Genomic DNA, 12,706 nt, shown 5'->3' on the forward strand with positions numbered 1-12,706 from the left:
TTCAGACAATTGCCAGGAAAACCAATTGACCGTCAATCTGAACCGGCTATCCCACTTCGTCGCCGTCGTCGAGGCGGGGTCGTTTACCGCCGCGGCCGAGAAGCTCGGCCTCGCCAAGGCCGCCGTCAGCCACCAGGTCGCCCAGCTCGAGAGAGAGCTCGGCACGACGCTGCTGATCCGCACGACACGCCGGCTGCGGCCGACGGATAGCGGCCTGAGGTTCTACGAGCGTTGCGTGCTGATCCTGCGCGACGCCGACGAGGCGGTGGGCGCCGTCTCGCAGGAGGCCGAAGTTCCAAGCGGCACGCTGACGCTGACAGCACCGCTCGATTACGGCATGCGCGTCGTCGTCGACGCGGTCGCGCTTTATGTGGCGCGTTATCCCGCCCTGCAGGTGGACCTGTCCTTCAACGATATCGTCTTCGACATGATCGAGAAGCGGCTGGATATCGCCATCCGTGCCGGCTGGCTGGTCGATTCCAGCGAGCGGGCGCGGCGGATCGGCACTTTCGAGCAGTATCTCGTGGCATCGCCCGCCTATGCCGCCCGCCTCGGTGCGGTCACGCATCCGCAGGCGCTTTCGCGGGCGCAGTTTATCGCCAACGGCGCGCTGAAGGCGCCGCTGAACTGGACCTTCTCCCATGCCGATGGTGAACAGGCGCCGGTGGTCGGCAGCAGCGTCGTCGCCGTCGACAGCACGGACGCCGCCTATTGCTGTGCCCTTGCCGGCATCGGCCTTGCCGTGCTGCCGGATTATCAGGTGCGCAACGACCTTGCCGAAGGCCGTCTTGTGCGCGTCCTGGCCGATTGGACGCTGCCCTCGGGCGGCATTCACGTCGTCTATCCGCCGTCGCATTATCGCCCCGCCCGCGTGCGCGCCTTCGTCGACATCCTGCAGAAGCTGGAAAAGGAGCGCGGCCGGTCAGCCACCTGAGACGGCGTATCCGTCGCCTGCAAATGACACCTCGAAAGACGGCACGGTTGCGCTAGATTGCACGCGAGCGACACCCGCGCCAGATCCCGCACCGCCTGCCAGAACGAGGAAACCGAATGCACGATCCGATCCCCACCACCACGCTGATAGACGGCCGGACCGTGCCGGTTCTCGGCCAGGGCACCTGGCGCATGGGCGACGAGCGCGCACGCGCCGCCGACGAGGTGAAGAGCCTGCAGGCGGGCCTCGATCTCGGCATGACGCTGATCGACACCGCAGAAATGTATGGCAACGGCGCCTCCGAGGCGATCGTCGGCCAGGCGGTCAAGGGCCGGCGCGACGAGGCTTTCATCGTCAGCAAGGTGCTGCCGTCGAACGCCAGCCGCGATGGCACCGAGGCTGCCTGCGAGCGCAGTCTGAGGCATCTCGGCGTCGACCATATCGATCTCTATCTGCTGCACTGGCGCGGCGGGTACCCGCTCGCCGAGACGGTTGCCGCCTTCGAAGCGCTGAAGAAGGCCGGCAAGATCGGCGCCTGGGGCGTTTCCAATTTCGATGTCGACGACATGGAGGAACTGCTGGCGGTGCCGGGCGGGCAGAACGTTGCCGCCAACCAGGTGCTCTACAATCTCCAGCGCCGCGGCATCGAATTCGATCTCCTGCCCTGGTGCCAGAAGCGCGGCGTCGCATTCATGGCCTATGCCCCGCTCGATGGCAGCGGACTGCTGCGCAATCCCGATCTCGTCCACATCGCCAAGGCGCATCAGGCAACCCCGGCGCAGATCGCGCTCGCCTTCCTCAAGACCCGCCCAGGCGTCATCTCGATCCCCAAGACAGGTTCCGCCCAGCGCACCCGCGAAAACCGCGAGGCGATGGACATTCACCTCACCGCCGAAAATCTCACCGCCCTCGACCACGCCTTCCCGCCGCCGAGGCGCAAGCGGTCGCTGGAGATGAGCTGAGGGCCGTGTGCTTGCACCGCGCGCGTCGCGTCCGCCGCAACCGGCCTGCCTTCGCCACCGACAGGCAGTGACATCGCTGCTGCCGGCTCGACGCGCCTCAAGCCGGCAGCGTGCTCGGTTTTGAAAGGCGGCTTGGTCCGCGTGCCAATCCGGCGAGCGGAAGCGGGCGATCAATGGCTGCCGTTGCCAGGCGCAGAAGGGCCCTAACGGCCGGACCAGTATTCTTCATGGAGTTTCGCGGCTTCCGCCGCGAGCATGGGGCCGACGACTTCCGTCGGGCGCTGTCCGGCGGCAAACACGACGTGGCAGGGCAGATCGAGCGTCGGGTTTTCCTCGCTCTCGCCAATCTGTTGTTTCATCTCCTTCTCCGACTGGCCAAACACGACGCGCCCAATGCCGGCCCAATAGATCGTGCCGGAGCACATGGCGCAGGGCTCGGCGGATGTGTACATCGTGCATTCGGCAAGGAAATCGAGGCCGTAGGCCTTGCCGGCGCGGGTCGCCAGAAGCCGTTCCGCATGCGCCGTGCGGTCGCCCCCTTCCGAGCTGTAGCCATTGCCCTGCTCCAGCAAGACATTGCCGTCGCGGTCGGCGAGAATGGAACCGAAAGGGTGGTCCCCACCTTCGCGCGATCGCCGCGCCACGTCGAAGGCCTTGCGCAGAAGGGACTCATCGTAGGGCCGAATGGTGCTTGCCATTGGTGCGCTCCTGAGAATGATCGCGGGTTCATTGAACATCGATATTTGCCCGATCACGGAAAGGGCAATTTGTGTTCTCGGCCATGCGGTAGCCTGCCAACCTCCAGGTGTTGGCTGCCTGCCATCCCCGATGAACAGACATCGCGGACGGATGTTGATCCTTTTTGACAGGCGCAGCAAGACCGATCGGAAGGTGCACGCCCGTCGGACAGGCATCGAGAGACCGGCGGCAGTTGCGACCGGATGGCGCAAACGCGAGGTCAAGCCCCTTGCTCTGCCTGCGGGGTGCGAGCGGACCCACCCGCATGGCGCCAGAAAAACCAGACGAGGGTCAGCCGATGTCCGCTGGCCGAACGTCACATGCCCTGCGGGTGGCCCTTCCCTGCGTCGGCACCGGTCCGTCAAGCGCGCGGCAGGATCTCCACCACCACCTTGCCCTTGGCGCGGCCGGATTCCAGATAGGCAAAAGCTTCGGCAACGTCCTTGAACGGGAAAACGCGGTCGATCACCGGCTTGAGGGTCCCGGCATCGATCAGAGCGGCGAGTTCGGCAAGCTCGCGGCCATCAGGATGCATGAAGAGGTAGCGGTAGGTAACGCCATGTTTGCGGGCGGCCGCGCGGATCCGGTAGGACGCCAGCCAGAAGAGCGACTGCAGGAAGACGCCACGGCCGAGGTCCTTTCGCGCCGTTTCCGGCTCGGGCATGCCGGCGATGGAAACCACCTTCCCGCCGCGCCTGACGACGCCGAACGACGTCAGAAGAGTTTCGCCGCCGAGCAGATCGAAGACGCCGTCCATGTCGCTCAGCCGATCCTCGAAGCGTTCGCTCGTGTAATCGATCACGCTATCGGCGCCGAGCGCCTCGACGAGCGCGCGGCCGCGCGGCGATGCCGTCGTCGTGACCTCCGCGCCCAGCCATTTCGCCAGCTGGATGGCAAACGTGCCGACGCCGCCGGCGCCGCCCGGAATGAAGACCCGGCTGCCCGGCCCCACATGAAGCTCGTCGCGAAGGGCCTGCAACGCGGTGAGGCCGGCAAGCGGCACGCCGGCTGCCGTAGTGAAATCGATCGATGTCGGCATTTTGGCCAGCATGTTTTCCGGCACCACGGCATATTCGGCAAGGCCGCCCATGGCGCCCTTGGGCATGCGCGCAAAGACCCGGTCGCCCGGCTTGAAGGACGTGACGCCGTCTCCGAGCGTCTCGACGACGCCAGCAAGCTCGTTGCCCATGACGACAGGCAGCGGGTAGCGCTGGACGACCTTGAGCATGCCGTCCCGCGTCTTGTAGTCGACGGGATTGAGACCAGCCGCCTGCACCCGCACGAGCACGTCGCCGCGCGTTGCGCGCGGCCGCGGCACCGCGCGCAACGCGGTTGCTTCGGGACCACCGTATCGTGTCAGAACAAACGCCTGCATCGTCGTGGAGCTCATCCGGCACCTGATATCTCTGGGGTTTCTGTCCCTGATTAATCGGCGAGAAGCGCAGGCAAAGTCAACGCAACGAATGGAGTCGATTGCTTCCATCAGGACTTCGCCCTCGCCTCATCCGCCCGGTGAGGAACCCCTCATCCGCCCGGTGAGGGGCATCCCTCATCCGGCCTGCCGGCCACCTTCTCCCCGCTTGTGGGGAGAAGGACACGCGCGGTAACCAGCGGGCAATGATACGCCGCCGCCACTGCAGCTATGGCTTTTAGAGGTCAGAAGCGGTGCGGCACACTCGACACTATCCCCTCTCCCCGCCTGCGGGGAGAGGGTTAGGGTGAGGGGCAGCCCCGGCACGAAGCATAAGGGGCGATCCCCGCTAAAAGCACAAAGGCAGCCCCGCGTGATGCGTGGGGCTGCCCAAGTTTGCTGCGCGATGGTGGCTATGGGCGCAAGGAGGACCGGAGTGGCCCTCGCCTGCCCAAAATCACATGCCCTGCGGGCCGCGGTTCATCGCGGCGATGCCGGTGCGGCAGACCTCGATGAGGCCGAGCGGCTTCATGATGGCGATGAACTGTTCGATCTTCGCCGGCTTGCCGGTGATCTCGAACACGAAGTGATCGATGTTGGCGTCGATGACCGAGGCGCGGAAGGCATCGGCGAGCCGCAGGGCCTCGACACGGTGATCGCCCGAGCCGTGCACCTTGACGAGTGCCAGTTCGCGCTCGACCGGGCGGTCATGGCCGAGCGTGGCGGCGCGCACCGTCAGGTCGACGACGCGGTGGACCGGAACCAGCCTTTCCAGCTGGTTCTTGATCTGGTCGAGCACGTGCGGCGTGCCGCGCGTGACGATGGTGATGCGCGACAGATGCGCCGCATGTTCCGTTTCCGAAACGGTCAGGCTCTCGATGTTGTAGCCGCGGCCGGAGAACAGGCCGATGACCCGGGCGAGAACGCCCGGTTCGTTGTCGACGAGAACCGAAAGCGTGTGCGTTTCGGCGACTTCGGTTTCCTTGGCGATGAAATAGGCGGAACCGGTCGGTTGAAGGTGTGCGCTCATTTTGTTGTTTCCTGTCCCTATCTCAAACCAGCTGGCGGCCCTTGGCGTCGATCGCGTTGGCGACCGCTTCGTCCGTGGCCTCATCCGGCAGCAGCATCTCGTTGTGCGCCTTGCCCGACGGGATCATCGGGAAGCAGTTGGCGAGGTTGGCAACGCGGCAATCGAAGATGACGGGCGCCGGCGTGTCGATCATCTTGCGGATCGCCGCGTCGAGTTCGCCCGGCTTGTCGCAGCGGATGCCGACGCCGCCATAGGCTTCGGCCAGCTTGACGAAGTCGGGCATCGCCTCGGTGTAGGAGTGCGACAGGCGGTTGCCGTGCAGCAATTGCTGCCACTGGCGCACCATGCCCATGTACTGGTTGTTGAGGATGAAGATCTTGACCGGCAGGCCGTACTGGACGGCGCAGGACATTTCCTGGATGCACATCTGGATCGAGGCATCGCCGGCGATGTCGACGACGAGGCTGTTGGGATGCGCAACCTGCACGCCGATGGCGGCCGGGAAGCCGTAGCCCATGGTGCCGAGACCACCCGAGGTCATCCAGCGGTTCGGCTCCTCGAAGCCGAAGAACTGGGCAGCCCACATCTGGTGCTGGCCGACTTCGGTGGTGATGTAGGTATCGCGGCCCTTGCTCAGCTCATAGAGCCGCTGGATCGCGTATTGCGGCATGATGACGTCGTCATTGGCGGCATAGGCGAGCGAATTGCGCGCGCGCCACTTGACGATGCCTTCCCACCATTCGGCAAGCCGCGCCTTGTCGTCGGCCTTCTTGGCCGCGCGCCACAGGCGAACCATGTCTTCGAGAACCGAGCCGACATCGCCGAGGATCGGCACGTCGACGCGCACGTTCTTGTTGATCGACGACGGGTCGATGTCGATGTGGATCTTCTTGGAATTGGGCGAAAAGGCGTTGAGGCGGCCGGTGATGCGGTCGTCGAAGCGCGCGCCGATGCAGACCATGACGTCGCAATCATGCATCGCCATGTTGGCTTCGTAGGTGCCGTGCATGCCCAGCATGCCGAGCCAGTTCTTGCCGGAAGCCGGATAGGCGCCGAGCCCCATCAGCGTCGAGGTGATCGGGAAATTGGTGAGTTCGACCAGCTCGCGCAGCAGCGTCGAGGCCTGCGGGCCGGAATTGACGACGCCACCACCGGAATAGATGATCGGACGGCGGGCCGTGCGCATCAGTTCGACGGCTTCCTCGATCTTCTTCAGATCGCCCTGCGTCTTCGGCTGATAGCTCTTCTGGGCCGGAACGGCCGACGGCGGCGTGTAGGTGCCGGTCGCAAACTGCACGTCCTTCGGAATGTCGACGACGACAGGGCCCGGACGGCCCGACTGCGCGATGCGGAAGGCCTCATGGATGATGCGGGCGAGATCGTTGACGTCGCGAACCAGCCAGTTGTGCTTGGTGCACGGACGGGTGATGCCGATCGTGTCGCATTCCTGGAAGGCGTCGGAGCCGATCAGCGAGGTCGGAACCTGGCCGGAGATGCACACGAGCGGGATGGAATCCATCAGCGCGTCCTGCAGCGGCGTGACCGCATTGGTGGCGCCGGGACCGGAGGTCACCAGCATGACGCCGACCTTGCCGGTCGAGCGGGCATAACCTTCAGCCATGTGGCCGGCGCCCTGCTCGTGGCGAACGAGGATGTGCTGGATATCCTCCTGCTGGTGGATTTCGTCGTAGATCGGAAGCACGGCGCCACCGGGATAGCCGAAGATATGCTCGACGCCATTGTCCTTCAGTGCCTGGAGAACGATCTCCGCGCCTGTCATCTGGTTTTCTGTACCGCTCATTGACTTGCTTCCGTCCCTTTTCCCAGTTGGGTGCTTAGCTTGTTTGAAGGCATAAAAAAAGGCCCCGTCAGGAGCCTCGTTTAGCGCATGGGTGGCTATCGCCGGATGGTTACACCATCCTGCCCATGCGCCGTCCCACCACAAGAATAATCGCAAAATTTATCATGGGACGATTTGATAAACACAAAGCGCTAAAGCGTCAACGCTTTTTCCGGGAGATATCGGATCGCCCGCTTTCCCGCCGGCACGACGCCCGGTGCGCCTTCACGCCACCGGCGACAATCCACTCCGTTTACCATATTGATCCACATAAATTTAAGGGGGTCTGGCGAAGATGACCGTGCTGCATGATGCAGCGCTAAAGACAAGGCAATGATATGCTTGACCTCACCGTCCTCTCGCCGCTGGTGATCAGCGCGGCCGCAATCTATCTCTTCTTCCGCTGGGTCGTGTTCGACATGAACTCCCATCAGTAAAGCGGATGCACAAGAGCCGGCCCCGGCCGTTTCCCGGCCGCAGCATCGCCGCTCGCCGACATCCGCTTCCGCCCGCCTCGCCTGCGATCCCGACGGGATAGCGCCCGCATCTTCGCACGCCTTCGCTTGGGCCCGCCGCGGCAAGGCAAGTCGGCGCAAGGTTGGCGCCCCGTCCGTGACACCCGCCTGGGGCACGGGCCGGAGCGCAGCCCATGCCCGCTCAGGCAGGCAGGCGCTTGTCGTAGTCCTTCATCAACCGGCTCCAGCCGTCCCAGAAGGCATCCGGCTTCGTGCCCGTCGCCCGGGCGGCCAGAACATCGAGATGCATGTGCCAGCCGGCCCCGAACATCAGCATGGTGGCGCGGTCGGCGATGCTGCGATGGGTCACGGTCAGGAGAACCCTGTTGCCCACCGGCTCCAGCTCGAAGGAAACGTCGCCGCTGCCGGCCCAGCTGATCGAGAGTTTTCTTGGCGGGTCGAGTTCAGTGATCCGGCTTGCCATCCGGTGCTCCTCGGGAAATCCCGCCGGGCGCTCGCCGGGTGGGTCGGTGAGCTCGTCATTGCGCCAGACCAGCTCGACAGGCGCACCGGTCTTCATCTCCATGGTGCCCGCCGCCAGCCACTGCGCGCGCAGATCGCTTTCGGTCAGATAGGCCCAGATCCGCTCGATCGGGCCCGGCAACAGCCGCGTCAGTTTCAACGTATCGGGCTCGCTCAGCACGCCATAGGCGTCGAGGGGGGCGAGATCATTCATCTGCTGTCTCCTTGCTGGTCCTGTTGCGCTTCGGTCTAAACGTTCTTTGGTATCGACCGGCCCGACATCCGCCCGGCCACTGCTCTTCGAACGATCGGTCGCCATGGGCCGCGGCACCCGCACGCCAAGCACCCCTTCCAGCCTGTCGAGACAGTCGCTCCAGAAGCGTTCCTGCGCATTGGGCATATGATCGGGATGAAAGGTGAACATCGGTTTCGGTATCCATAATTCAACCATTTGGTTGAATGTACGCCTGCGACGCCCGATAGTCAACCGATTGGTTGAACGTCTGCATGCATGAGCCCGGCGCCCGTCGGTATTTTGCGGACGATCGTGCGGCAGCGGCCACCAAACCTCTCCGATATGGGACAAATACCAGAAACCACTTGTTAAATCCCCGGCGCTAACATGAAGGACCGTTGTGCCGGGGATATGCGTTGCTGAACAATGATCTTCATTCCTCGATCCGTGCCGGAGAGCAGGATCGCCGCGACGGCCTGAAGCCCGGCAACCGCTTTCTCGGCCGCGTTGTCGCGTGCAGCGGTTCGCGCGCGACCATTGCCGCCATCGCCGAAAACGGCGAGACCTCGTTGACCGAGCTCTGGTCGGTCGGCCGGCTCATTTCGATCACCGTCGGCAGGAACCGCGTGGTTGCCCTCGTCTATTCCATGCAGACGGCCAGCAACGAGTGGGGCGAAGACGCCAACAACATCTTCCGCATCGAGGTCGAGCTGATGGGCGAGGTCCATCCCGGCCCCGGCGGCCGCGAGGAATTTTCCGCCGGCATCAGCGTCTACCCCTATCTCGGCGCCGTCGCCCACCGCATTCGCGCCGCCGATCTCGCCCGCATCTACGATTCCGGCCAGACCGATTGCGCCATCATCGGCAAGCTCACCCAGGATGAAAGCCTCGACGCGACGATCCATGTGCCCTCGATGCTGGCAAAGCATTTCGCCATCGTCGGCACCACCGGCGTCGGCAAGTCGACCGCGGTCACGCTGCTCCTCAACAAGGCGATTGCAGCCGATCCCAAGCTGCGCGTCCTGATCCTCGATCCGCACAACGAATTCGCCGCCGCCTTCCCGGAGCTTTCGGTCGTCATCGATCCCGATACGCTCGACCTGCCCTTCTGGTTCTTCCGACTGGAAGAATTCGCGGAAGTCATCTTCCGTGGCCGTCCGGCGGTGCCCGAAGAGCTCGATATCCTGCGCGATGTCATCCCCGACGCCAAGAAGGCCTTCAAGGGCAGCGGCGAGTCCGGCCTGATGCGGCGCCAGACGGAAAAAAGCTCGGTGACCGCCGATACGCCCGTGCCCTATCGCATCGCCGACCTGCTGGCGATGATCGATGAGCGCATCGGCCGGCTCGAGGGCCGAAACGACAAGCCCTATCTGCGTTCGCTCAAGGTCAAGATCGTCTCGGCGATCAACGATCCGCGCTACCATTTCATGTTCTCGTCGAACACGATATCCGACACCATCCAGGACACGATCGCCAAGGTCTTCCGCATTCCCGGCGACGGCCGGCCGATCGCGACCTTCCAGCTGGCCGGCATCCCCTCCGAAGTCGTCAATTCCGTCGCCTCGGTGCTCTGCCGCATGGCGTTCGAAATCGGCCTTTGGAGCAATGGCGGCATCCACATGCTGGTCGTGTGCGAGGAAGCCCACCGCTACGTGCCCGCCGATCCCTCGCTCGGCTTCCTGCCGACGCGCCAGGCGATTGCCCGCATCGCCAAGGAAGGCCGCAAATACGGCGTCTCGCTCGGCATCATCACCCAGCGTCCGGGCGAACTCGACCCGACGATCCTGTCGCAGTGCTCGACGGTCTTTGCCATGCGGCTTGCCAACGACCGCGACCAGGACATCATCCGCTCGGCCATTCCCAACTCGTCGATCTCGACGACCAGCTTCATCTCGTCGATCGGCAACGGCGAAGCCATCGCCTTCGGCGAGGCGGTCGCCGTGCCCATGCGCATGCGCTTCGACCGCGTCAAGGAAGAGCGGCTGCCGCGCGCCCACGGGATCACCGACAAGGTCGACGAGGACGCGCCGCCAACCGTTGACATCCGCTCGATCGTCAACCGCATGCGGGCAATTACCGGCCCCAACATTTCCAGTTTCCAGCAGAGCTATCTGGCCGCCACCGTCACCGGCGAGCAGGAAGAGCGGGCCTGGGCGGCCGAGCTCGGCCCCGAAGCCCGCGACGAGCCGGTGGCTACAGGCTTCGAGGAGGCAGAGCCCGAGATCGAGCCCTACCGCCCCGACATGCTGCCGCGCCCGCCCGAGCCGACAAACCCGCAGCTCGAGCGCTTCAACCAGATCCGCCAGCAGCTTCTGACGGAGACGCCGGAGCCCGCCGCCGGCTACCGGTCACAGCCTGCCGCCGACCCGACCGCGGTGCGCCCTGCGCCCGAGCCGCGACGCGAGGGTTCGCTGCGCGAGAGCCTGCTGAAGCGGCCGCTGAGCAGCATCATCCGCAAGCCCTGACGCCGGGCAGCCTCGCCGCCCGTCAGGATACGGGCGTCACGCGACGGGCCAATTGCCCCATGTTTTCTTGCCGTTGCTAAAATACCGCGACGCCGCCACACTCCCCAGAGGAAAGAATCACGTCCGTCTGCGCGGGGGTTGGCGCGTGGCGGCCGATCAAGGGGCTGATGATGCGACATGCGGGATTGAAGTACGCTGCGGCCCTGTCCGCACTCTTTGCGACGGCTGCACAGGCACAGGATTCCAACCAGGAACTGGCCAAGAAGCTGTCGAACCCGGTCGCCTCGATGATCAGCGTTCCCTTCCAGATCAACTATGACCGCGGCTACGGCCCTAATGACGGCAACAGGACCACCGTCAACATCCAGCCGGTCATTCCCATCGCGCTGAACGCGGACTGGAACGTCATTTCGCGCACCATCCTGCCGGTGACCTCGCAAAACGACATTGCCGGCCCGAGCGGTTCGCAATTCGGGCTCGGCGACACGCTGCAAAGCTTCTTCTTCTCGCCCGCCAAGCCCACCGAGAGCGGCATCATCTGGGGTCTCGGCCCGGCCTTCCTGATCCCGACCGCGACCGACGACCTGCTCGGCGGCGAGAAATGGGGCATCGGCCCGACGATCGTCGTGCTCAAGCAGGAGGGCGAGTGGACCTATGGCGCGCTCGCCAACCACATCTGGTCGTTCGCCGGCAGCGACGAACGCAACGACGTCAGTTCCACCTTCCTGCAGCCGTTCCTGTCCTACACCACGAAGGATGCCTGGACATTCACGCTCAACACAGAATCCAACTACGACTGGAAGGCCGACGAGTGGACGGTGCCGATCAACTTCAACGTCTCCAAGCTCTTCACCATCGACAAGCAGCCGATCAGCCTCGGCGCCGGCCTGCGCTACTGGGCGGCAGCCCCCGACAACGGCCCGGAGGGCCTCGGCGTCCGGGTGACGCTGACCTTCCTCTTCCCGAAATGACGTCAGCGCCCGGCGTCGCCACGCCTGCTTCCACGCCAGCCTAGGTAAGCTTGGGCGGCAGCAGGTAGAGCGTCATGGCGAAGATCAGATAGACCATCAGCATCAGCACGCCGACGAACCACGTGGCGCGGCCGCTATTGGTGACGATGAAGGCGGTCATCGTCGCGACAAGCACCATGATCACCGCGCCCGGCCAGAATTGCAGGTCCATCGGCGTCGGGCCGATGACATAGCTGATGAGGACGAGAACGGGCGCGACGAAGAGCGCGATCTGGGCGGCGCTGCCGAGCGCGATACCGACGCTCAGGTCCAGCCGGTTCTTGCGCGCCCCGGAGAAGGCCGAGGCCATTTCCGCAGCGGCACCGACCAGCGCCACCACGATGAAACCGACAAAGGCCGGCGTCATGCCCAAGGTCTCCGCCGCCTGCTGCACCGATTCGACGAAAATCTCGCTGACCAGCGCCACCATCACCGTCACGCCGGCGAGCGTGGCAAGCGCAACGTTCAAGGGCCACACATCCTCGCCATCGCTGGCGGCATGTTCGGCGCTGGAGAAGATTTCGCGATGGGTCTTCAGCGAGAAAAAGAGGCCGAGGCCGTATGAGAGGATCAGCAGGATTGCAAGGCCAAGGCTGAGCTGCCGCATGAAATCGGGTGCCGCCGCCACGCTGTCGGCCCCGGCCATGGCCGAAGGCACGATCAACGCGATCGCCGCGAGAAACAAAAGGCTCGTCTGCAGCCGGGCGCTCGCCTGGTTGTAGTCCTGAACGTGGAACTTCAGCCCTCCGAGCAGGAACGATGCGCCCAGCATGAAGAGCGTGTTGCTGACGATGGCACCGGCGAGCGACGCCTTGACCAGCGTGTATTGGCCGAGCCGCAGCGCGGCCAGCGCGATGATCAACTCGGTCAGATTGCCAAGCGTGGCATTGAGCAGGCTGCCGACGGTGTCGCCGGTCTTGGCGGCGACGGCTTCCGTCGCATGGCTCAAAAGCGTCGCCAGCGGAACGATCGCCAGAACCGAGAGCAGGAAAAGCAGCGTGTGCGCATCGGGCCATGCGACGTGGACCACCAGCACCAGGGGCGCCAGCACCAGAAGCCAGAGGATCGGTGTATGCCGAATTTCTTTCCAGAGCCGCCCCATGT

Annotated in this window: 10 protein-coding genes; 4 read left to right on the plus strand and 6 right to left on the minus strand. The window is 64.5% G+C overall.

From position 1 onward, the window contains the following. Positions 1-25: 25 nt before the first annotated feature. Positions 26-934 (plus strand): LysR family transcriptional regulator, encoded by a 909-nt coding sequence (locus tag RTP54_RS11770; protein WP_112816178.1) that lies wholly within the window; start codon positions 26-28, stop codon positions 932-934. A 116-nt stretch (positions 935-1,050) separates the two neighbouring features. Then, on the plus strand, positions 1,051-1,896 hold the full coding sequence (locus RTP54_RS11775) for an aldo/keto reductase (protein WP_312362772.1): 846 nt from the start codon (positions 1,051-1,053) through the stop codon (positions 1,894-1,896). Positions 1,897-2,099: 203 nt separating this feature from the next. Here the strand turns inward: RTP54_RS11775 and RTP54_RS11780 are convergent, their stop codons facing one another. The 5 genes from RTP54_RS11780 to RTP54_RS11800 all read right to left on the minus strand — a co-directional run bounded on the left by RTP54_RS11780 (position 2,100) and on the right by RTP54_RS11800 (position 8,106). Continuing rightward, entirely contained in the window at positions 2,100-2,594 is a 495-nt protein-coding gene (locus RTP54_RS11780) for a nucleoside deaminase (protein WP_112810189.1), read from the minus strand. Positions 2,595-2,995: 401 nt separating this feature from the next. Continuing rightward, positions 2,996-4,024 carry an NADP-dependent oxidoreductase gene (locus RTP54_RS11785; protein WP_312362775.1) on the minus strand — a complete coding sequence of 343 codons (1,029 nt, stop codon included), beginning with the start codon at positions 4,022-4,024 and terminating at the stop codon, positions 2,996-2,998. Between the two features lie 478 nt (positions 4,025-4,502). After that, on the minus strand, positions 4,503-5,075 hold the full coding sequence (gene ilvN / locus RTP54_RS11790; RefSeq protein ID WP_112810191.1) for an acetolactate synthase small subunit: 573 nt from the start codon (positions 5,073-5,075) through the stop codon (positions 4,503-4,505). Positions 5,076-5,097: 22 nt separating this feature from the next. Beyond that, the gene (locus tag RTP54_RS11795; RefSeq protein ID WP_112810192.1) at positions 5,098-6,876 is read right to left on the minus strand and encodes an acetolactate synthase 3 large subunit; all 1,779 of its coding nucleotides are present in this window, start codon (positions 6,874-6,876) and stop codon (positions 5,098-5,100) included. Between the two features lie 696 nt (positions 6,877-7,572). After that, positions 7,573-8,106: an SRPBCC family protein gene (locus RTP54_RS11800; protein WP_312362778.1), complete on the minus strand. Its 534-nt coding sequence runs from the start codon at positions 8,104-8,106 to the stop codon at positions 7,573-7,575. Positions 8,107-8,543: 437 nt separating this feature from the next. On the opposite strand from RTP54_RS11800, the gene RTP54_RS11805 reads away from it, so the two are divergent. Both RTP54_RS11805 and RTP54_RS11810 read left to right on the plus strand, forming a co-directional pair. Next, entirely contained in the window at positions 8,544-10,592 is a 2,049-nt protein-coding gene (locus RTP54_RS11805; protein WP_312362780.1) for a helicase HerA domain-containing protein, read from the plus strand. A 170-nt stretch (positions 10,593-10,762) separates the two neighbouring features. Continuing rightward, complete coding sequence (locus RTP54_RS11810) at positions 10,763-11,563, plus strand: transporter (RefSeq protein WP_312363249.1); 801 nt, start codon at positions 10,763-10,765, stop codon at positions 11,561-11,563. A 40-nt stretch (positions 11,564-11,603) separates the two neighbouring features. Here RTP54_RS11810 and cax read toward each other — a convergent pair whose 3' ends face one another. Further along, on the minus strand, positions 11,604-12,704 hold the full coding sequence (gene cax / locus RTP54_RS11815; RefSeq protein ID WP_312362781.1) for a calcium/proton exchanger: 1,101 nt from the start codon (positions 12,702-12,704) through the stop codon (positions 11,604-11,606). Positions 12,705-12,706: the final 2 nt, after the last annotated feature.

It is taken from the genome of Ensifer sp. (assembly GCF_031989085.1).
Lineage (GTDB): Bacteria > Pseudomonadota > Alphaproteobacteria > Rhizobiales > Rhizobiaceae > Ensifer.